At 49.0% G+C, this 20,424-nt stretch carries 32 protein-coding genes; 19 read left to right on the top strand and 13 right to left on the bottom strand.

Annotation, left to right across the window (positions count from 1 at the left end):
* From BUB73_RS10875 to BUB73_RS10930, 11 genes are all read right to left on the bottom strand, one after another.
* A complete protein-coding gene (locus BUB73_RS10875) occupies nt 1-1,038 on the bottom strand; it encodes a major capsid protein (RefSeq protein ID WP_073285732.1) in 1,038 nt (345 codons plus the stop codon).
* Nucleotides 1,039-1,053: 15 nt separating this feature from the next.
* Nucleotides 1,054-1,404, bottom strand: a complete 351-nt coding sequence (locus tag BUB73_RS10880; RefSeq protein ID WP_073285735.1) for a hypothetical protein — start codon at nt 1,402-1,404, stop codon at nt 1,054-1,056.
* Nucleotides 1,405-1,407: 3 nt separating this feature from the next.
* Nucleotides 1,408-2,706, bottom strand: a complete 1,299-nt coding sequence (locus BUB73_RS10885) for a S49 family peptidase (protein WP_073285737.1) — start codon at nt 2,704-2,706, stop codon at nt 1,408-1,410.
* 10 nt (nt 2,707-2,716) lie between these two features.
* Nucleotides 2,717-4,195, bottom strand: a complete 1,479-nt coding sequence (locus tag BUB73_RS10890; RefSeq protein ID WP_170932309.1) for a phage portal protein — start codon at nt 4,193-4,195, stop codon at nt 2,717-2,719.
* Between the two features lie 71 nt (nt 4,196-4,266).
* Entirely contained in the window at nt 4,267-4,563 is a 297-nt protein-coding gene (locus BUB73_RS10895; RefSeq protein ID WP_073285742.1) for a hypothetical protein, read from the bottom strand.
* 16 nt (nt 4,564-4,579) lie between these two features.
* Nucleotides 4,580-5,245: a hypothetical protein gene (locus tag BUB73_RS10900; RefSeq protein ID WP_073285745.1), complete on the bottom strand. Its 666-nt coding sequence runs from the start codon at nt 5,243-5,245 to the stop codon at nt 4,580-4,582.
* A 199-nt stretch (nt 5,246-5,444) separates the two neighbouring features.
* Nucleotides 5,445-7,307, bottom strand: a complete 1,863-nt coding sequence (locus BUB73_RS10910; RefSeq protein WP_073285751.1) for a phage terminase large subunit family protein — start codon at nt 7,305-7,307, stop codon at nt 5,445-5,447.
* Nucleotides 7,300-8,031 carry a hypothetical protein gene (locus BUB73_RS10915; protein WP_073285754.1) on the bottom strand — a complete coding sequence of 244 codons (732 nt, stop codon included), beginning with the start codon at nt 8,029-8,031 and terminating at the stop codon, nt 7,300-7,302. The genes BUB73_RS10910 and BUB73_RS10915 overlap by 8 nt, the downstream gene beginning before the upstream one ends.
* 589 nt (nt 8,032-8,620) lie before the next feature.
* The gene (locus BUB73_RS10920; RefSeq protein ID WP_073285756.1) at nt 8,621-8,803 is read right to left on the bottom strand and encodes a hypothetical protein; all 183 of its coding nucleotides are present in this window, start codon (nt 8,801-8,803) and stop codon (nt 8,621-8,623) included.
* 1 nt (nt 8,804) lies between these two features.
* The gene (locus BUB73_RS10925) at nt 8,805-9,128 is read right to left on the bottom strand and encodes a hypothetical protein (protein ID WP_073285758.1); all 324 of its coding nucleotides are present in this window, start codon (nt 9,126-9,128) and stop codon (nt 8,805-8,807) included.
* 14 nt (nt 9,129-9,142) lie between these two features.
* Nucleotides 9,143-9,643, bottom strand: coding sequence for a hypothetical protein (locus BUB73_RS10930; protein WP_073285760.1), 501 nt, complete (start codon nt 9,641-9,643; stop codon nt 9,143-9,145).
* Between the two features lie 310 nt (nt 9,644-9,953).
* Here BUB73_RS10930 and BUB73_RS10935 point away from each other — a divergent pair, with 310 nt between their 5' ends.
* A complete protein-coding gene (locus BUB73_RS10935) occupies nt 9,954-10,181 on the top strand; it encodes a hypothetical protein (protein WP_073285762.1) in 228 nt (75 codons plus the stop codon).
* A gap of 54 nt (nt 10,182-10,235) precedes the next feature.
* Here the strand turns inward: BUB73_RS10935 and BUB73_RS10940 are convergent, their stop codons facing one another.
* Together BUB73_RS10940 and BUB73_RS10945 are read right to left on the bottom strand one after the other, a co-directional pair.
* Nucleotides 10,236-10,835 (bottom strand): hypothetical protein, encoded by a 600-nt coding sequence (locus BUB73_RS10940; protein WP_073285765.1) that lies wholly within the window; start codon nt 10,833-10,835, stop codon nt 10,236-10,238.
* 595 nt (nt 10,836-11,430) lie between these two features.
* On the bottom strand, nt 11,431-11,751 hold the full coding sequence (locus BUB73_RS10945; RefSeq protein WP_073285767.1) for a helix-turn-helix domain-containing protein: 321 nt from the start codon (nt 11,749-11,751) through the stop codon (nt 11,431-11,433).
* A gap of 138 nt (nt 11,752-11,889) precedes the next feature.
* Between BUB73_RS10945 and BUB73_RS17310 the strand changes: the two genes are divergently transcribed.
* From BUB73_RS17310 to BUB73_RS11015, 18 genes are all read left to right on the top strand, one after another.
* Nucleotides 11,890-12,051 (top strand): hypothetical protein, encoded by a 162-nt coding sequence (locus BUB73_RS17310; protein ID WP_170932308.1) that lies wholly within the window; start codon nt 11,890-11,892, stop codon nt 12,049-12,051.
* Entirely contained in the window at nt 12,048-12,899 is an 852-nt protein-coding gene (locus tag BUB73_RS10950; RefSeq protein WP_073285770.1) for a hypothetical protein, read from the top strand. The genes BUB73_RS17310 and BUB73_RS10950 overlap by 4 nt, the downstream gene beginning before the upstream one ends.
* Nucleotides 12,900-12,913: 14 nt before the next feature.
* The gene (locus BUB73_RS10955) at nt 12,914-13,240 is read left to right on the top strand and encodes a SpoVG family protein (protein WP_083539751.1); all 327 of its coding nucleotides are present in this window, start codon (nt 12,914-12,916) and stop codon (nt 13,238-13,240) included.
* Nucleotides 13,233-13,499, top strand: coding sequence for a hypothetical protein (locus BUB73_RS10960; RefSeq protein WP_073285773.1), 267 nt, complete (start codon nt 13,233-13,235; stop codon nt 13,497-13,499). Before BUB73_RS10955 ends, BUB73_RS10960 begins: the two co-directional genes overlap by 8 nt.
* Before the next feature lie 170 nt (nt 13,500-13,669).
* Complete coding sequence (locus BUB73_RS10965; RefSeq protein WP_073285776.1) at nt 13,670-14,017, top strand: hypothetical protein; 348 nt, start codon at nt 13,670-13,672, stop codon at nt 14,015-14,017.
* 142 nt (nt 14,018-14,159) lie between these two features.
* Nucleotides 14,160-14,321, top strand: a complete 162-nt coding sequence (locus BUB73_RS17315; RefSeq protein WP_170932307.1) for a hypothetical protein — start codon at nt 14,160-14,162, stop codon at nt 14,319-14,321.
* 8 nt (nt 14,322-14,329) lie between these two features.
* A complete protein-coding gene (locus BUB73_RS17320; RefSeq protein ID WP_170932306.1) occupies nt 14,330-14,656 on the top strand; it encodes a hypothetical protein in 327 nt (108 codons plus the stop codon).
* Entirely contained in the window at nt 14,619-15,098 is a 480-nt protein-coding gene (locus BUB73_RS10970) for a single-stranded DNA-binding protein (protein ID WP_170932305.1), read from the top strand. Before BUB73_RS17320 ends, BUB73_RS10970 begins: the two co-directional genes overlap by 38 nt.
* 10 nt (nt 15,099-15,108) lie before the next feature.
* The gene (locus BUB73_RS10975; RefSeq protein ID WP_139259197.1) at nt 15,109-15,351 is read left to right on the top strand and encodes a hypothetical protein; all 243 of its coding nucleotides are present in this window, start codon (nt 15,109-15,111) and stop codon (nt 15,349-15,351) included.
* Nucleotides 15,351-15,560, top strand: a complete 210-nt coding sequence (locus BUB73_RS10980; RefSeq protein ID WP_073285784.1) for a hypothetical protein — start codon at nt 15,351-15,353, stop codon at nt 15,558-15,560. The genes BUB73_RS10975 and BUB73_RS10980 overlap by 1 nt, the downstream gene beginning before the upstream one ends.
* Nucleotides 15,538-16,098, top strand: a complete 561-nt coding sequence (locus BUB73_RS10985) for a 3'-5' exonuclease (RefSeq protein WP_083539752.1) — start codon at nt 15,538-15,540, stop codon at nt 16,096-16,098. The genes BUB73_RS10980 and BUB73_RS10985 overlap by 23 nt, the downstream gene beginning before the upstream one ends.
* A 211-nt stretch (nt 16,099-16,309) precedes the next feature.
* A complete protein-coding gene (locus tag BUB73_RS10990; protein ID WP_073285790.1) occupies nt 16,310-16,984 on the top strand; it encodes a hypothetical protein in 675 nt (224 codons plus the stop codon).
* Between the two features lies 1 nt (nt 16,985).
* Entirely contained in the window at nt 16,986-17,522 is a 537-nt protein-coding gene (locus BUB73_RS10995; protein ID WP_073285793.1) for a hypothetical protein, read from the top strand.
* Nucleotides 17,506-18,915 (top strand): ParB/RepB/Spo0J family partition protein, encoded by a 1,410-nt coding sequence (locus tag BUB73_RS11000; protein WP_083539753.1) that lies wholly within the window; start codon nt 17,506-17,508, stop codon nt 18,913-18,915. The genes BUB73_RS10995 and BUB73_RS11000 overlap by 17 nt, the downstream gene beginning before the upstream one ends.
* A 3-nt stretch (nt 18,916-18,918) precedes the next feature.
* A complete protein-coding gene (locus BUB73_RS17325; protein ID WP_170932304.1) occupies nt 18,919-19,089 on the top strand; it encodes a hypothetical protein in 171 nt (56 codons plus the stop codon).
* Nucleotides 19,086-19,610: a dATP/dGTP diphosphohydrolase domain-containing protein gene (locus BUB73_RS11005; RefSeq protein ID WP_073285799.1), complete on the top strand. Its 525-nt coding sequence runs from the start codon at nt 19,086-19,088 to the stop codon at nt 19,608-19,610. The genes BUB73_RS17325 and BUB73_RS11005 overlap by 4 nt, the downstream gene beginning before the upstream one ends.
* Nucleotides 19,600-19,899, top strand: coding sequence for a helix-turn-helix domain-containing protein (locus tag BUB73_RS11010; RefSeq protein WP_073285802.1), 300 nt, complete (start codon nt 19,600-19,602; stop codon nt 19,897-19,899). Before BUB73_RS11005 ends, BUB73_RS11010 begins: the two co-directional genes overlap by 11 nt.
* A gap of 1 nt (nt 19,900) precedes the next feature.
* Nucleotides 19,901-20,197, top strand: a complete 297-nt coding sequence (locus BUB73_RS11015) for a hypothetical protein (RefSeq protein ID WP_073285805.1) — start codon at nt 19,901-19,903, stop codon at nt 20,195-20,197.
* The last annotated feature ends 227 nt before the right edge of the window (nt 20,198-20,424 follow it).

Below are 20,424 nucleotides of genomic sequence, written 5' to 3' on the forward strand. Positions count from 1 at the left end.
TTACACAACCTTACGAGAAATGATTGCGGCACCGTTCATCGGGACAAACAACGGGCTGGATTCTTCTTCAAGAATCTTGGACTTGCCGTTCTTAATCCAGGTGTAAACGTAAGACTGGCACACATTCAGGGTGCCGTCGGTACCATCTGCGATAGCGCCGTAATGCATCTTGAAGCCAGCACCATTACCAATCATGATAATGGAATCCTTGGGAATCAAGTCCAGGTCCTTCTTCTGCTTTCCGTCATAGAAGAATTCATCGTAGGTAATGATGTCCATGCCAAGGATGTGAGCGGAACGAGTAATGCCTTCCGGATCGGTGTCCTTCGGTTCAATTTCGCCGAACATCATGTTACGCTTGTCCATGTATTCCTTGACTGCATCATTCTGGATGAAAGCGTCGAAAGCATCGTTACCCATGATGGTCAAACCGACATTGCCACCACCATTCTTCGAGACCAGACGCTTCTGGTTCAGAAGATAGAGAATCGGATTGGAACCATTTGCATCAAACTTATCACCAGAAGCTGCGGGAGAAAGGTTTGCAGAAGGGATGTTCAGGTTGATGGTTCGCATCAGATTGTCGTCAACCTTAACATCAACCTTACCAGTAGTGATCGCTTCAACAATCTGCTGTTCTTCACGACGTTCGATAGACTGACGAAGTTCGAGAGCGTCATTCATCAAGCTCTGGAACTTAATCTTTTCAGAACTTTCCTGGCCACCATAGGTAACAATACCGTCTGCCTTAGCAGCAGTTTCGACATCGCGCTTGGAAAGATCGCGCCACGGATGCACGGTAGGAGCAGTCACCACAAGGCGTTCAAAGCCATCACGGGCAAGAGCCTTGCCATTTTCGTCATCATCGGCAACATAGGAAGCAATGAGATGGGTCTTCTTATTCTGCTGAAGAATAAGAGTCTTAGTCTTGTGCAGTTCAACAGCGCACATACGGCGAAGGAACTGAGAAGGCTTAAAGTTTTCGCTGGTAAGCTTGGTCAGCTCGTAGCGAGAATCAAGATTGAGTTCACCAGACATTAGGTCCTCCTTTCATTAGTCCTTTACGCCGTCAACAGCCTTAAAGAAAAGGCAACGTGCGGCAAGTTCATCCTTAACGGTCTGCACATTGGCACCTTCGCCAATCACAATAGAACCGTCAGCAAAGCAACCTGTGCGGGCAACGAGAGCATAGCCGCCATTAGCACCAGTATTTACATCCGCCATAAGGCGAGCAACCGGTTTAGCATCACCGGCAACAAGCACAAGGCCCTTGTCGGCACCAGCGGAATTCACCGCAAGGATTGCACCGCGCTTAAGGTTCTGATTGGCCCCGATCTTTACAACTTCGCTGTGAATCGGGAAATCACCTGCGATATCGTTGTCGAAATTGATCTTAGTCGACATTGTTTACCCCTTTTTGTAGAATTTGTCTGCAGCTTCCTTGGCCCAATCGGAATGCTTAGAAGCAGAAGTTTTTTCCTTTTCGCCATCCGGAGTCACGCTGTTTGCGTCAGCGGCGCTCTTTTCAAGAGCGGAAATCGCACGGTCCTTTTCAGATGCGGCAGACGGAGCTGTTTCAGCCTTAGCCTTGAATTCGTCACGTTCATTGGCAACGGCTTCAATCTTTTCGGCCATGGCCTTAATCTGATCCTTTGCCTTGGAAAGTGCAAATGCATTCGCGTCAGCGACGGTCTTGGATTCGTCTTCCATAAAGTTTTTCTTGTCTTCTGCAGAGATTTCAACACCCGCAAAAGCAGCTTCGAAGGAAGCTACACGGGCCTTGTAATCAGCAATGGCCTGAGCCTTGATAGCTTCCAGATCCACGCCTTCAGCACTTGCTGCGGGAGCAGACTTTTTGTTTTCAGTAGCCATTACGCCACCTCCAATAGATAGACTTCCCTGAGCCATTTGTTTACAGAGAGCGTCCAGGGAAATCACGCCGTCTGCAAGACCAGCCTTTACAGCATCGGCACCGATAAACACGGCACCTTTACCGTAATTGTTGAGTACATCCTGGTAAGTAGTTTCACGATTGCGGGCAACCGTTTCAATAAATACGCTGGCAAGATCGTTCAGTTCTTTCTTGATCAGAGCCAAGCCTTCGGGAGTATCGGGCGTTGCAGCTTTATCGGGAGACAGGTCAGAAACAACTACCTGCGTCTTGATCAAATCCTCGCTCCACTTCGAGAAGCTACACAGTACGCCAATAGAACCAAGAGTGCCATTGTCAGCACAAAAAACTTTTTCACAACTAGACCCAATCCAATAGGCGGCAGAACACATCATGCCACCGGTGCGAGCAACAATGCCATACGGCTTTTTACCGCGGGCTTCAAAAATTCGATTACCAAGGTCAGCACAGCCATTGACTTCACCACCCGGAGAATTGATGTCAAAGACAATTCCCTTGACGTTATCATCTGCAAGACATTCATCGAAAGCAGCCTGAATAGAATCGTAAGAATCGCAGCCCCACCAGAACGCATCTTCACCGCGATACATCAGAGAACCGTCAATTTTAATGACGGCAATCCCGTCGTCACGATGTTCGACAGCGTTCACAATATCAAGTTCGCCACTTTCCTTGCGAAATCTAAAGCGTCCGTCTTCATCTTCGGTAAATCGCAGGCGGGAAGACGCCAGGATAGAAGCATCTTCGGAGCGCATAGCCCACTTTGTACCGATAAACTTCGCCAAAAAATTCATTCCTATTTTCCTAGTTCAAAGAACTTTCGTTCGTATCATCAGTCGATACAGAGAAACTTTCAGTCTTAGTTACGCTACCAGGTTCGCCAAGACCCTTTGCCTTGCGCATATTCAGTTCCTTAGCAAGCTGGTCCGTAACCACATCGTATTCGCCGCCATTGACCATAGCGCAAGCTGTATCACGATCCATAAGCTGTTCGTCAATCTGCATCTTGATTGCCTGGGTCTCCTTAAGCGGATCCAAAAGGAAAGCAGCATCAGAAATCCAACGACATCCACACCATGCGGCGCGTTTCATCGGATCATCAAAGAAACCAGGAGCGTCAATAAGACCCGTTAGGATTGCTTGTGCAAGCCATTTTTCATAAATGGGCTGACAAAAATCCGAAATAAAGTCATTTCGCATGCGGTTGAATGTCTTTCGGCTCTCAAGGACCGCTGCACGAACTGCGTTATAATTTGACGTATGGAAATTCTTTAAAATCACCTCATAGCTCGAACCCGCCGCAGCACCAGCTTCACTAAAAATGGACTCAACAAACGGCTGATAGTTTACATTCGGCCGAGTCGTATTCAGCAGACTTGCACTGTACTTGTTCGGCAAAGACCAAATTCCACCAGGTTTCATCGACAGTTCAAGCGAAGGCGCCGTTCCATTCACAGGATTTCCGTAAGAATCTGTTTCCGAGTTTCCCTCGTCAGCGCCCATATCGTCCGCTTCTTCGTCATTATTGCTGGTAACGACAGCAGTAACGCAAGCACTGACCACAGCAGCCATAAGTTCAGCGTCCTGATAACGTTCCAACTGCTTTAGCTGCATAATTAAAGGAGCCAGCAAAGGAACGCCGCGACGTTGGTCTGTACGGTCAACAGACATAACGTGAATCACATTCGGATAACCGAGTGCATCGTAAGCAGGAATACGAACACAATCAACTGTATCAGTATAAGAGTCAATACTCCATGTAGGTTTAGAAGAAAAATGAAATGCAGTCGGCATGCCACTCTTATCAACTTCTACTCCATGAACAAGAGCATCGGAATCAAAAGAACCCAATGGATTTTGGCAACGATCCGCTTCAAGGATTTTAATGCAAAGACCAAATGCGGAATTTTTCTTGTCATAGCAAGCAAGACCGAAGCTGTCACCACCAATCTTTGCTGACTTGAAAGCAAGATGCTGAAGTTGAGCAAAGTTATTCTTGCGCTCTGCATCACAGTTTTTTGATTCAGCCCAAAGTTCAAAAAGACGTTGCGTCTTTCGGCACCATTTTTCGGCCTGTTCCGCATTTAGCCCAACCACATCCATCAAACGAAGAGTAGGACGGCACTTACAGCCAGTACCAACAACATTGGTGGTAAAACTTTCAATCATCGCGCGACTGAAAGTGTTGTTCTGGAAAAGCTGGCGGCTACGCAAACGAAGTGTTTCCAGGTCCAAGGCCAAATCACGGTCAGCAGAACTCGGAAGCGCAACAAAATTTCGCAAGGCCTCCGTTACAACGGACGCCGCCTTCCACGCAGTACCTTTTGGACCAATCGTACTAGCCATCGAAAAACCTAAACGGGAACACCCGTAATAATTTTCATTTTACAGTTGCTGCCGCCACGAGCAGTAGCTAAGCGGTCAAGCCACAAATCAAGTTCTTTTTGGCAAGATTCAACAGACGCATTCGTTTTAGAGCGACCGCCTATAGAATAACTTTGTGCATCCATAGCCCGTACAAGCGCCGCTTCAGCAGCAGCGACCATTTTTTCACAAAGAGCAACAGGATAACGTTTTGCCATACGTTCACAAGATAGCCCATCCACATCGGTAAATACGATTTTTGGACCATCTTTTTTGAAGATGGTCATTTTGGGTATTGACAGACTATTTGGCAGTGGCTATAGCGTGCTTCAGCTGCTTATCGAATTCCAGGGGAAGTTCCTTCGATGCGATTTTCCGGACGATTTCTTCAAAGTCCCAGCGTTTCATCACCTTGGCAACAGGAACGCCAACGTAGAGCCACTTCATTTGCTTGCGGTTGGACTTGTCGCGAATGGCAATAATATCCTGCCCCTTCTTGTTTTTGATGTTCTTGAAGGCGTGGGGCGTAGCTACATGGGCCTTGGTCTTTTTGGGGTGGGCATCGGCGTATTTAAGCAATGCGCCGGCGGTCATTCCACGCTTGATCCTACCGCTGGAAAGTCGAAAGTCCTTAAGGCCACCGTCTTTGATGGGAACCATAAGCACCCTAGATTTTTCAGGTTTCTTGTCGCCACCCTTCGTGTTGATGTACATCCAATCATGCGGGAAAGAAACTTCTGCAACGGGATTTTCGCGGGTGCCCTTCTTGATCTGGACGCGTTGCGGCAATTTCGTATTGCGCACCGTAAATGACTTCTTGAATTCAGTGGCAAGGCCAGGCTTTACTTTCTTGAAGGCAACTTCGTTCACCGCCTTAAAGGCCGCAAACCTAACCTGCTTCATGTCCTTCTTGATTTGGTTTTCAAGAGCCTTGCCCAACTTATCCAAAGATACCGTAACAGAACTCATCTCCTAATTCCTCCAAGTTTTTTTAAAACTTTCATCGCTTCATCAGATATCAATTTATTGAGACGACACAACGATTCCAAATATACAACATGATTTTCGTATCGGTATGAAGTTCCATCAAAATCGCGACGAAACTCTTTGTAGCACACCAAAACTTCCTGCATTCGATTTTCCAATTCAGCATAACCTCGACGCTTACTCATAGCTTCATTCCTCCCGAAATTTCTCGTATTTGTTTTTTCCTGCGGACGGGTCCTGCGCTCACGTTCCGGAGGAATTTCTTGCCAGCAGCAGCAAACTTGTCAACGTCAATGCCCGTCAATTGCAGAGCGCCTCTGGCATAGTTGCGCTTATCCAGGGCTTCGTTTCGCGGGCGTATTTTCTTGTAGCCCCAAACCTGGCTACCCCTCACCCATTTCTTGTAGCGTTTTTCGGCGGTCAGCTGGGCAAAGAATTCCTTGTTGTATTCCTCGGGCTTGTTTGGGAAATGGCAGAATCCTGGGCCAGCCTGTTCAATGGAGAGCCAATCGTAGAACTGGTCCTTGGCAATATCCACGCCAACGGTCACAAGGGTGGCGTTATGCAGCGCACTCTTTTTTGTTCGCTGTGGACGTGTCACAAGGGGCCTTGCAAGGCCACTCTTACCGACGCAGGCATAAACGTTTCGCCGTTCCCTTTTCGCGGTGTAGTTGTAAACATCGGCGGTATGGTGGCCACCTGAGTCTATAAGGGTTGCCGCAACATAAAGATTTTCGTCAAACACGTTCCCATAGGGAGCCATCAGCACAGAATCCAGAGCCTCCCAAACAGCAGGCTCCGCCGGGTTCCCCACAAGAACCTTGTTTGTAATGCCCCAGTTTTCAAGGCCCTTGCCCCAGCCGACAACTTCCACTTCCAAGCGGTCATCCTGAACGTCAACGCCCGCGGTAAGGACAACGGCACCTTCGGGAACTTCGGCTTCGTAATCTTCGCAGCGGGTCATTAGGCCGTTCGGATCTATAACCTTGCCGTCTTCAAGGCTCCACGCTTCGCCAAGCACATTGTTGACGAAGGACTTCATTTTGTTGACATCGCCCTTGGCGTTCAAGAAGTCGATAACAGCCTTTTCCCAGGAGTACCAGCCAAGCGGAGAATACAGGGCGTTAATGTGGAAGCTAGGGAATTCTCCATCCGGATTTTCCTTGACCCACTGGCCCAAATTCATCAGTTCCGTTTTGTGGTGTTCACCGTATTCCTCGCCACAATGAGGACACTTCGTGCGCACGGTCTGCGGCAGGTTCCGTCCTTCGGAATCGCAGTCCCAAACGATGTTCGCCCATTCCCATTTATGGAGTTCGCCACAATGGGGGCACGGCACCTGGTAATGCCTCTGGTCGCCCTGGTAGAACATTTCGGTAATGCGGCAGTCGCCTTCGGTTCCAGGCGTGGAATTCCAGAAAAGTTTGCGCCGCGGAAAGTTGGTGGTTCTTCGGCGCCCGAGCTCGCAAGGGTCGCCCTGCCCGCCACAGTCCTTTGGCCATTCAGAAACTTCGTCTCCAAGGAAAATCCGGAAAGGTGCCGAACGGAAGTTTGACGGGCTGTTACTCCAGCCTGTTGTCAGCACACCGCCAGGAAATTCCTTGATGTACATTTCGTCGCCATAGAACAGGTCGCTCATGCCCATGGCCGCAATAGCCGGGTTGATACGCTGCTTCAAGAATCTCTTGGCAGTCTGTTCCGTGGTCTGGAATTGACCGATTGGCGACGGACAATGCTTAATGTAATAGAGCGCCGTATTGATAAGGACTTCGGTTCCACCGATCTGGGAGCCCTTCATAAAGACCACGTCCGTGGCTGGGCTTTGCGGCGAGAGTTCGTCCATAATTTCCACCAGGTAAGGCGTTCTTTCGTTTCGCCATCTACCAGGTTCGCTTGATGCAGTTCCCGCGAGAATACGGTTCTTTTCAGCCCACTGGCTGATGGTCATGTCAGGGGGCGGTCGAAGACCGGCCAAGATGTTCTCGGCCACATGGTTGATATTCGCCTGGAGTGTAGGCGACATGCTGACGCTTGCATCAACCATCTAGGAAATTTTCCTCCGTCTTTTCGGTCAAATCCTTCAGGGCATTCAAGCAAGCCTTGCGGATCTTTTCACCCACATAATGGTCGGCGTCGCCTGTAATTTCGATGATCTTTTCATTGGGAATTTCGGCCCTTGTCATTAGGTCCTTGAAGTAGCCGACGATTTCCGGAGCAAGGTAAGAGTAAATGGTCATGACCTTGTCCTGAATGTTCGCGCCAATCTGGTAGGCAATGATTGCGGCCTGCTGCTTGGGAACCAGGCGGCCTTCCATTTCGTCAGCCTTGAGCTTTGCAAGGCGGGCGTTCTGGTATTCCTTTTGCGCCTTGGATGTAGCAAGGTCCGCGCGTTCGGCAGCAGCCGAACCAAAGTCCAGCGGATCATCCACATCGGTTACGCCAGGAATCGGAACGCCGAAGCCCGGAGTAGGAACATCGTAATTTGGATTGTGGGCCACGGCCTGGGCCGTCATGTTGTCGAAGCCAGCCTGCTTCTGCCCCTGCGTCGGGGTAGTCACATGGCGGCGGTCACGGGTCGCCCAATACTGCTGCGGGCTCCTGATACGGTGGAAACATTCCTTGCCTTCGGAGTTCTCGAAGGTATCAAGGCGCCCGCTCTGCTTTGCTTTGGTGACAGCGGCATTTGAAATTTTGACGATCCTGCTGAACGCCGATGCGTTAATCAGGTCGGAATCCGGGTAACTATGCTGGGAATGTTTGTAGAACATACCCACATTTTACCCATTAAAAAAAATCTTTGGTTAAAATTGAACCATGTTATTTTTAGACCGCCACATCCACCAACCATCCCCACCCCTTAACCCAAACCAAAAATCCACACAAACGGCGGACGCGGGGCGTCGGACTCACCCCATCGGAGTTGCAAACAGTAGCAACCCTTTTGACACCCGGGGGCCTACCCCGCGGGGGTGCCCATCATCCAGAACAACGGCAAACCATCGGTCCAGGTCACGCCACGTGGCACCCCTCCCCCGCCACACTTTTAACATTTTCACAAGTTAAAAGTTAAAGTTAAAATTCAAAACTCAATAGTAAAATTCAAAGTTAAAACATTGCCGTAAATCCTTATTTTAAGCGGTTTCTAGCGTGTTTTGACGGTTAAATAATTGAGGTTAAAGAACCACCCGCCAAGACACAAAATGTCACAAACAGCAAGCAAAGGCAAGCAATAGGCCACCAGGAAGCCACTACACAAGACTTTTAACCCTAAACGCCAAAGGCCGTGGAGAAACGCAACACGCAAAAAGCCAGAGAGAATCGCTCCCCTCTGGCTTGGTGTCGCCTAACCACTAAGGTCTAGACAACGGATTTTTTCTGCATGCACTGAATCTCGTGCATATCGCGAACACTCTGGAGCAAGTCCTTCATGTCGTCAATCTGCTGAGAACTGGCAAAGCCATTGGCATCGTCAGACTCGTTGCAGATGACTTCGAGATGAGTCATACAGCGTTTTTCCAATTTAGCGAACAGTTCGCCCATATTAGCCTCCCATGCGAGCCATCAGCTTGGCAGCATCATCGGCGGAAAAGGTGAATCCCATCCAGGAAACCTTAGGCATATTGCTGAAGGCCTCGTTCAAGGCGGCACGAACATTATCCTCATGAACCATGGAGCCGTCTTCAGACAGCACCCCAAAAGACTTAAGGACAGATTCGTAAGGCTTAATGAATGATGCAGGATTGTTCCGCATCGCACCAACAGCCATAAGAGCAATGAACTTGCTCATGGAATTGGGCATAGTGGCAATCACATCCTGAGTGGCAAACAGCGTCAATCCGTCAAGTGCCTGCTGTAAAGTGATCATAGCTCAGCCCCTTGTTATGCCGCCGGAGTTTCAGGGGCGATAGTCACAGGGCCCCAACCAGGACAAACGCTGGAATTCGGGACAACAGTCTTGGTAATGCCCGCAAGAGTTGCCTTAAGATTGTCGATAGCGGCGTTTGCGGCGTTGCAGCAGCAAGTCATCGTATCGGCGACGCGAGCAATCTTCTGATCCACAATCTGTTCCTTCAGAGGAGCAGCAGTTTCCAGAGCCAGAACACGACCGTCAATGCCAGCAATCTTAGCATTCATTTCCTTGTCGTTGCGGAACAGAGCATTGTAGACTTCCACCAGCTTCTTGTCAGTTTCCTGACCTGCCTTAAGAAGTGCAATCTCCGAATCCTTCTGGGCGAGAGCCAAGGTAGTCTGTTGATTGCCGCCGCCAAAGAGCGGACCAAGACCACCGTTCTGCATGAGTGCAAGTGCAGTACCTGCAATGCCAAGACCAAGACCAGCTTTAGCGGTGCTGGAAGAACCTTCGTTAGTGTAAGTAGCCATCGGATTACCCAATTACCCTTTACTATTCGCCGGGCGGAATTGCCCGACAAGCAAAATCTATGAAGGAAAAACGGCAAATACAATGGCAAGCGTCCAACGGCTCCAATCAGTCCGAACTGTCCACAAAACCCGTCCGTGTTTGTCCAAATTGTCCAGATAGGCTTAATTTGTCCGTCAAGCAATCTATACAAAATGCAAAACAATTATAATTTTATTACAAGAATTTAGGATAAACCGCATGAGACACCTAACCGTACCCCCGAAGACGGTCGCCTTCTACTGTGAAAGATCCGACAGGACCATTCGAAGAATGCGCGAGCGTGGAGAATTGGAAGCCGACCTAGTAGGCAACGAATGGATAATCAGCTCTGCCGGAGTCAAGCGACGATTCTGGAGACTTGGAAGAGCCTTATGGCAAAAGGTTCTGCACGACATCTACTCCGACCCGAAGGATTATGAGGAAGCCTATCAGGAGTTCCTAGAAATCGAAGCCGAAGAAATGGCCAAAGAAAAAGATCAGAAAAAGAAGCGAAAGTAGGCCAACCCAACATCCACCAAACAAAAACGAGCCCGCGAACGCGGACCCGGTTACTTAACCTTTGTTTGGTTTACGCCAAGGAAGCCAGAATCTCGTATGATAGGAAATCCAACCGACATCAAGCTTATAGGACTGATCCAGCCCCATCTCATCAACAGCTTCATTGTAGGCAATAGCTCTGGAAATTTCGTTACGCTTCGGATCGTCGCTAATAGCGGCAATAGAAGCCCGAATAGATTCAAGATGGTCGCAGGCACCTTCTTTAGTCAAGTCGTTAAGAGCAGACTCAAAAGCGGCTTTCATTCTAAGTTCATTGGAGGAACGACGACCAAAACCATAAACCACGGAAAGCAACGCCAGAATGGAAGAAGCAAATCCCATTAAGCCGTATGTCAACTGGCCAACCGATTCGGCAATAGAAGTCATCGCAGTAAAGCCAAAAACAATGCCAACAAACGAGCATGCCAGCTCAAGTCTGCCGTAGTGGTCTGCATAGTCATCCGTTAGAAAGATGTTATAGCGGCACTGAAATTCAAGGTTATGCCGTTCCATTTCATTTCGAGAGACTTCGGTGGTGGCGGCGGAAACGGTGGAATTTTGTTCGCTCCCGGTATCGACAGCGCCAGAATTGAATTGTTCATTTGTTTTGTCCATGTCATGAAAATAGAATTAAAGAATTATGAATGCAAGGCAAGATAGAAAAAACCATCTCCCCCACCTTAGCGGGACGGTTCAGAAGCGGAACGGAAGCGGCGCTCCAGACTGTTATCATCTGCCATAAGGACTTGGTGTGCGTGCGGAGCCTGCTGAGTTAGCAGGGATGGTGTGCGCTTGGCGTTGGCGTGGTTTTGCGGTGGTGGACTTGTATTGTTACTTGCGATAGAAACAGAGCCGTAGCGAAGCCGTAATTGGGTCTATTTGCCTATGAGTGAGTATGAGGGTTATGTACACATAAGGATTAAAGGTTAATGAGTGAGTTATGGTTAATACTGCGATGGAGTGAAATGATATGAGATGAAGTGTAATGAGGTGAGGTGGCTTAATCAGTGCTTAAGCTGCGCTTGAAATTTGCTTAAAGCAAAAATCTACTTCTGCTTAAGCAGTGCTTAAGCAATGCTTGAAAAATTCACCATAATTTATAGGAGTTTATATGAAGAAAGACCTAACGTATATCTACGCAGTAGCCAAATACGCCAAGAAAGGGAAAATCCCTCCTGGCAAGGCCATTGACTTGATTATTGAGCGGATTCTAAGAATTTGGAGAACCTGATTCGGACCTTATTTCGTCCATAATCTCCCTAACGACCGCCTTCAAATCACTTCTTGTAGGCGGTTCAACGGACGGACAACGGTCATTTTCTTTCAATCTATTCGATAATTCTTCTCCGAAAAGTTCCGTGACGGTCATGCCGGCCTCAATAAGTCTTCCCATCGACTCATAACTAGGCACAGCCCTATTCGATGCCCATGCAGCCACCAAACTCTGAGAAACACCCACAAAAGGAGCCGCTTCTCGATGCTTCAGCTTCTTTCTATGCAAAAACGAATTAAAATCAAATTTTGGTTCCATAATAACCGCAAAAATAATTTTTATTAATCTTATTACAATTTTTTTTATAAAACCCCTTGTTTTTATTAATCAGATTAATTATATTCGTTACTGTGATTAACAAATAATCATTCTCATTAATAAAACAAGGAACGATAAATGGCAACAAAAGACCCGAACAACCAGGCAGTAGCTGTCAGCCTCGTGGCTATAGATGTCGCCAAGGCTGAACAGGATCGCCTAAAGGAAGCCGGAGTCAAAATGTCCCTCGGCGCAATAGTTTCCAAAGCCGTAATCGAAACATACAAAGGCAAGGAATGAAAAGTAAAACCGGCATTGCGTTTGTACGAATCGACATTCTCGAAAACTGGCGCTTCTGGAATAAGTTTCAGAAAACAGGCGATTTCGAAGCTGCCGGTAGAGAAGTGATTGCACAAGCAAACGCACTGCTTGAACAAGATTACGAAACGAACGAACGAGCAGCCATGCTTCTCAAGGAAGGTAAAGAATTCCAGACTAAGAAACAGAAGGCCGGTCAGAAAGGCGGCAATAAGAGAGTCGCCAACGAACGCGCCAAGGCTGCAGCAAAGAATAACGACCAAGTGACCGCATCCGACATAAGCACGAACGGCACACAGCTGGACGCAGCGAACGGTAACGCCGCTGACGATTGTAAAGTACCACCGTCCAGCGACAATTTGGTGGCAGATGGCGACACCCGCGAGGGCTCGCTGAACTTCGCTAACACGGGCAACCGTGCGCATCTGGAATCTGGTACATCTGCCACCACCGAAAATAGCCCGGCGGAAGCCCCCACAGGCAACGAAGGGGATGAACTCGCAATGCCCGAAGGAGGATCTCTCCTTAACTCCGACGGGTCGCTTCTGGAATCCGCCACTTCCGCTGGGCAACAAAATTCCGTGAGAGGCTCGGCAAAGCCCGCTTGCGGTCAGGTTGCCACTGGCCGCAAGCAATTGCCACCGCCAACGAAAGAAGCCGTCTATGACTTCGCCCGCACGGCAAAGCTCGACGCAGACGACGCCCGCGAATGGTTCGAGATCAACTTCGTGGACCGCCCCGGCTGCGACAAGGACGGCATCGTAATAGAGAACTGGAAAGGCCACTGCAAGAACTACTGCAGGGCAAAAATGAAGAGAAGGAAACTTTAAAAGGATTTGCATATATGAGCAACAACGCAACAAAAACCGAATATGAATGCTTGACAGTCACCGACGTCAAGGTCTATCCGTTCAGCCAAAGCCAAGGGCTTAACCACATCAAGGGCCTTGTGACCATCGTGTTCAATGACCAGTTCACCGTCCGCGGACTCCGCGTGATGGATGGAGAAAACGGCCTGTTCGTGGGATACCCTAACGATCCGTTCTACAAGGGAGACGAATTCAGATGCATCTGTCAGCCAATCTCCAGGCAGTTACGGGAACACATCGAGAACGTCGTACTGGAGAAGTACCAGGAGGAAGCCGCCAAGCTCAAGGACGAAGATGACTGACAAGGAACGATACGAAGCCGCGATGGAGGAGAACCACCGTCTGCGCGAGGAACTGAAGAACTGGAAGGAAGCTTTCAATGCACTTGTGATCGACGGAAAGGAACAGCAGGAAGATTACCGCAAGATTTCGGAGCTGTACATCAAGGAACAGCAGAAGAACGGAGAGCTGGAACAGATTAACCAGAATTTGACCAACAGGATGATCAAGATGGAGGTGGCTCTCCAGTTAAGGGAAGAACGAGGAGAAGACAATGACTGACGATATGGCTACGGACGAAGACAAGCTGAAGTACAGGACATACGAGACCTGACAGGCTTGGCTTTACCTACAGAAAAAAGCACTGCTCAAGGCTACGGAGCCAACCGAGTCAACCGGAATATGGGCGAAGGTCGCCATGGAATGCGAAAGGAAATTCAAGGAATGCCAGAATGAACTCAGAAGACTTCTACGCAAGAGTGAAAAAGAAAATCGAGACGCATCCGTTCGAGCCGAAGTGCATCGAGTCGACAATGCGGAAGGAGAACGCAAGGAAAGCTTCGCAAAGGTACGAGAAAACATTCGCCGCGAAGAACAAGCATCGCAAGTGGAGAAAGACCGATGCAGGCCGAAAGAGCGACCGGATACGAGGAGAACGCTACCGCGAAAAGAACAAGGAAAACGAAGATTTCATCCTTCGTAAAAGAAGGAACAGCCGGAACTGCTTCCGCCGCAAAAGGGAGAGAGCGTTATTCCTTGTACTGACGAATATCGACCAAGAAGCCCTAATCATCCATTAGGCACAGCGGGGCATGGAGAAGAGTACTACTCAGAGAATGCGTAGACGGTGACACTACTGGCAACAGCTATCTAGCCGCTTCGACACTCTTGGGGGATCGTTACCCCCCCCCGCATTAACAAAAGTTTACAAAAGGAATTAACATGAACTTCAACGAATACAAGAGCGCCGAGTATTGGCAGAAGGAAAGACACCTGGAAGCAGCAAAGAAGTGTGCCGAAAATTTCGCCACCGCACTTCTGATGACCGGCGTTTTTGCAATCTTCCCCGTCTTGTATTGCCTGGCAGGAATTTTGGACGGATAAGGTATACAATGGTTCACCCGGCAATCAAGAGAACCAACTACATGAACGCCCTGCACATGCTATGCATCAAGATGGAATGGACCAAGGAATACTCCTGGTACATCATGCGCAAGGAACCGGATTTGTGCAGGAACGGCGGTAGAGAAACCTTCATCAAGAAGGCCACCTGGTTACTTGCACACAACTACGATGGCATCCACACCGGGGCCGAGCCGTCACTTTCGCCAAGGCTATTGCCCAAAGATCACCCGTCAAGCCAACCGTTACGTTTTCCGCAAGGATGGAAGGAAGAAGAGAATGCAAATCCACAAGAACTATGTAGAGATCATCGGTAACCTGGGCGACGCCCCAGAGCTCAAGATGAGTAACCAGGGCCAGCCGCGCCTGACGTTCGACGTCTGCACAAGCGAAGCCTACAAGGAAGGCGAAGAATGGAAAAGCAGAAGCACTTGGCTGAAGTGTGTTGCATGGGGCAACATCGCAACCACCCTGGACCGCATGAAATTCGCTAAGGGAGAGAGAGTCCAGCTGGAAGGAAAAATCCGCAACAACAACTGGATCAACAGCCAGAACGGCGAGCATCACAACGATGTCTACATCCAGGTAAGCGAGATGCGGAAGATGGCAAAGCCAGCGAAGAGCTCCGACAACAGCACAGAAAAGTCTGCAAACGGAAATTCCGGAAACAAGTCTTTCAGCCAGACGACACAGAAGATGTTCGAGGAACAGCAGGCAAGCGCACAGATTCCGAAAGACGAAGACGACTTGCCGTTCTAGGGGGATGATCATGAAAGACAATGTTATTGGATTGCACGGAAAGTCCTACAACGGCACACCGTACACGATAAACGTGCAGGTTGTCGAAGGCAAAATCAAGACCATCGTACTTTGCGGAAAGCCGAGCCGAGACGTGGCCGAAATCGTCAAGGACTTCACGAATTGCCACGAGTCTGCACCTGAAAATATCGTGAACTCCATCAAGCTCACAATGATCCGTCACAACGAATATGTACAGACCGTGAGCGTATAATGCGCGATTACAAGTTCTGGACCACATCCGAGATACTGGCCCTAAAGGCGGGAATTATTCCTGCCGGTCGTACCCTGACTGCCTGCAGACGGATTTGCTCCAGAATGGGATTCAAGTTCCCCGGAAAAAAGGTAATCGAAGCGAACTCAGAACTTTTAAAAACCATCGAAGAAAAGGAAAATAAAAATGCGAAACATCCTCATGATTGATATCGAAACCACCGGCACCAAGCCTGGCTGCAAGGTGCTTTCCATCGGAGCCTTTGGCTTAAACGAAGAAGGTCAGCAGGTCAGTTTCTATGAACGAATCAATCCGGAACAGCTTTCCCAGGAAATGTTCTTTGACGAACCCTCCACCATGGAATGGTGGCGCAAGCAGGACGAATCCGTAATGCTGGAAGCCTTCGGCGGCGAGAAGGGCCCTGCAGAAGTCCTGAGCGAATTCAAGCAGTTCTTCTACAAGAACTTCAACCCCGGTCGCAGCAGCTGCAAGTTCACCGTGTGGAGCTGCGGCATTGATTTCGACTTCCCGATCCTTGGCGAACTGTTCGCAAGAACCGGCGTCTCTCCCCTGTGGAAGTTCTGGCAGCAGCGCGACTACCGCACCATCAAGGAACTGTTCCCCGAAGTAAAGGCCAACGAAGGCAACATCGAGAAGCACAACGCCCTGGAAGACGCCAAGGCACAGATGCGGGGACTCCGCTACTTCCTTGGTCTGCAGCTCGCTCCCGCAAAGAGCATCCAGTAGAATATAGCCCTGGCGGGCACAACACAACAACAAAACAAAAACACACTAGATGTCGGCGCCCTGCAACTCAGGCCCCAGCATTGAATTACACACCCCGCCAGGGTTTCACTTTAGCCCGATGGACGCATTTGATCTAGTCATTGAGTCCTCCTATTGGTTGTGTTGTACCGCGTCCGGAGGGCATCATTTTAAAAACCGAAAGGAACCTCTAATGAACAGCTCCAAAGCAAAACACATGAAAGACATTATCCACAATGTTGCAAGCGAATTCGCCGCAATGAGCAAGGTCATGAGCAGCAACATCAAGGACGGTCACCACAACCTTTGCTGCATCTGGATTGAAAACAACAGCCATACTGCAGTGGCATTTTCCACTCGTATCGGCTGTGCCCTGAACATCAGTCACCTGTGCGAAGAATCCCAAAATGACTATGCCGAGTGCATCGAGCTGGCCGCAGGCCACGCCGGTCTTATGCCCATTCAGTATTCCAACGGATACGCCCTTGTAACAAGCAAGAACTACGACGAATTCATCAGCCGCAACGGAAGGCCTATTTCCGAAGATGGTGAATGGAATCGCTTTGAATACATCGACTGGAAAAAAATCCTGCCCGAAATGGCCGTCTGTGAAAAGGCCATCGACAGCGGAAAGATGTTTGACCCGAAGCTTCTTGTAATTCTTGACAATGTGAAGAAGACCAACGAATTCAACGCCTTCTACGCAAGTCCACAGGAGCGCATGGTCTGCAGCGAAAGCAATAAGGTCTGCATTGCCGCCTATCCGGAAATGGTCCTGACAATCGTACCCATCGAACAGGGTACCGAACGCAACAGTTTCAACCCGGCCAACGACATGAAGCTGGAATATAGTTTCTTCAAGGCATAAGATGCGAAAGGAACGCACGAAGTACGGCCGCAAGACTTTCACGGTCAAGGAACTGCAGGATTTGCTTCCAAGGCTCGACTGCGACCGTGAAGAAGCCTTGAAAATCGGCGAAAGCATCGGAATGACAAAGCACGTAGTCGATACGCTCAGGAGCCTGCTCGGTTTCACAAAGAAGACTCCCGACATCATTCCGGAATCCACCCTGGACAGAGTAGTCGAAATATTCCTGGACAATCCGGACAAGAGTGCCTACGAACTGTTCAGGGAGTACAACGGCGAACTGAATCTTGCCTGCTACCAAAAATTCTACGAAATCCTAAGACGCCGTGGGATCGAGTGCAACCGTAAACGAGGCTACTGGTCCGTTTTCAAGGACAAGAAACTCCTGGACCTTAGGGACAACAAGAAAATGACATATCCGCAGATTCACGAGATCATGCCGGAAAGAACCATAAGCGCCCTTCAACTCCGATACGCAAAACTAAAAGGTTATATCGCACCAAGCAAAAGGAACAAAATCAATGAAAACGCAGCTTGACATGAGAACTATCGCAGTCGCGAAAATCATCCCCAACCAGAACAACCCCAGATCCGAAATCGGTGACGTTTCCGATCTGGAAGCAAGCATCAAGGCCCACGGCCTTATCTCTCCGCTGACCGTCCGCTGGAACGGTATCCGTTTCGAAGTGGTAGCCGGTTCCCGCCGCCTTAAGGCCCTGCAGAACCTCGGCATCGACAAGGTAGCCTGCAACGTGATTGACGGTCCCGAAGACAAGCTCTTTGAAATTGCCACCGCCGAGAACGTGAGCCGCAAGAATATGAGCCCCAGCGACGAATGCAAGGCAATTCAGAAAATGATCGACAACGGGACCGACATCTACAATATTGCCGCTCAGTTTGGGCGCACGCCCCGCTGGGTTATTGGTCGCCTGAAGATGGTGCAGCTTGGAGACGAAATCCTGAAGATGCTGGACGAAGGCGAAATCACGTTGGCTCATGCCGAAATCCTTACGATGGCGGACAGCGACGAAGATGCCAAGCGTTTTGCCGAAGAAGCCAAATACGAAACACCGGACGAACTTCGCGACATGATTTTGGCTGAAAAGAAGAATCTCGCCAAGGCTCCCTTTGACGTCGCAAAGATTTGTAAGAAGTGCGAAAAGCAGACTATCACTCAGCAGGACATTTTTGGCGACGTAACCGATAGCTTTTGTCGCGACGGAAAGTGCTACCAGCAGAACATCGCGAACCTGATCGAGCTCAAGAAAAAGGAATGCGAAGACCTGGGAATGATTTCGGTAGAAGGCGACGCATCTTTAATGCACTCTTTCCAATGGTATCGTTCAGAATGGATCCCCACTGATGGCGAACATACTGAAGAAGAAGATGAAATCATCAAGAAACTTAAGGAAGCTGACAAACATCCGTATTTCCTGATTGATACAACCGGAAACGTTTTTGCCAAGTGGCACAAGACCGAAGTTAAAAACGATGAAGATGACGAAGAAGAAACGGTCAAAAAGCCGTCTGAATACGAACGCAACCGTGACATCATGAACATCGTAAAAGACAAGGAAACCGAACTGATCCGCGGCAAGGTTGAAGAACTTTTGAGAGGCATCAGCGACGAAACTGCAGCCTTGATTCTCGCGGGCCTTCAGGACACACATTTTAACTACCAGGAAGTAGACGCTGACGGAAACGAAGAAGAAGTCGAAGATAGCCCCCTGAACCACATTAACGAATGCCAGGAAGATTACCGCTGCAAGGACGAAGGCCCCCTTAGCTGGGTTCAGCAGCTTTGTCTGGAAGTAATCTACGGACTTCGCGGTTACAACGGAATTGCAGAAGAACACCGCGAATATTTTGGCATTGACCACGAAAAAATCGTAGAAGAAGCAACCAAGGAATACGAAGAAGAGCAGGAGTAGAAAATGAATTACTTCAAGCTCGCCAGGGAACGTGAAGCAAAGGTATTCCTTGGCGACAGCCCCAACCTTCTGGCAACCTGCTACCGTTGTGGCCACAAGTTCAAAATCAAAGACATGTTCGAAGTAGGCCTGAACGTGTTCAAATGCACCCAGTGTGTAAAGGAATCAAAATGAACCTGAAAAAGAAAATCGCAGAAAAAGAAGAAGCTCGCCCGGAAAAGCAAGTCAAAGTGATGAACGCAAAGTCCGCCGAAAAGCCCGCGCAAGAAAAAAAGCGCGGCCGCAAGAAAAAGACTGAAACCACCGAGGAATCCTCGGCAGCTGTTTCCGAAATGGAAAAGACTCAGACCGAGTTCATTCCCAACTTTCGGACTCACCCCGGCAAGGAATCGTCGGTAAAGATTCCAGATCAGTCCGCAAAGGCCGACTGCGGCAAGCCCCAGCTTTCCCTTGTCCCGACGAAAATCCTTGAAGCAATCGCCTGCGTCCGTGAATACGGCAATCGCAAATACAAGTCCAAGGACAACTGGAAGACCGTAGAAATCGAACGCTACCGCGACGCAGCCTTCCGCCATTGGGCACAGTACATCGACGATCCCCAAAGCCGTGACGAAGAATCCGGCCTCCCCCACCTCTGGCACGTCGCCTGCAACATCTCATTCCTGGTAAGCCTGGAGGACAACAATGCAGATTGAAGACATCGTAACCAAGGCTGACCTCGACGCCTTTGAAAAGAGGATTATGGCGGCTATTACCGCAGACAGGACCAAGACCGAACCTTGTTTCCTTGACCTGGTAGCAACCGCCAAAAAGTACAATCTCAAGAAGGGAAAACTAAGCGAACTCGTCAGGACCGGCGAAATCGCTCACAGCAAGTTCGGTCGCAAGATCTTCATCGACACAAACGACATGGACGCTTACTTCCGCAAGAACCGCATCATGAGTGACGATGAAGCTTCCAGCAAGGCGTTCGCGAGGTCATAACATGGCTTATAACATTAAAACAACTCATCATGAATTAATCAATAATGTCTCGACCGAAATCAAGACCGACGCTACCGTTTACGAAATGAACGAAGTCAAGGATTACATCCAGGAATTCATCGAGCAGTTTACGGACTACTCCGACAAAGGTCTGATCAAGGTCGCCGTTTTCCACACCGACGATTACGGCAAGATGGACCTGAGAATGTTCTACACCTACAAGGAAAAGGACATGATCAGCTTCAACAAGGACCACGGCCGTCCAAAAATTTTGGAAACCTCAGAGGTGCAGGAATGAGAGGTTTCACTTACACTTACTATGGATTACTATTCCCTAACGGAATACTCAAATTCAAAACCAAAACAAGCAAAGACGCTTTTGCCAGAGCATCTGCAAAAACAAGCATTTACTTGTTCAGGATTGAAGACTGCATAAAACAAGTAGAATCATACAGCATTACATACAAGGAATGGCTCCGCGAATTGAACGGACTCCCGCAAGAACTTCACGAAGCCGCACAAAAT

This window comes from Fibrobacter sp. UWH6 (assembly GCF_900142465.1).
Classification (GTDB): domain Bacteria; phylum Fibrobacterota; class Fibrobacteria; order Fibrobacterales; family Fibrobacteraceae; genus Fibrobacter.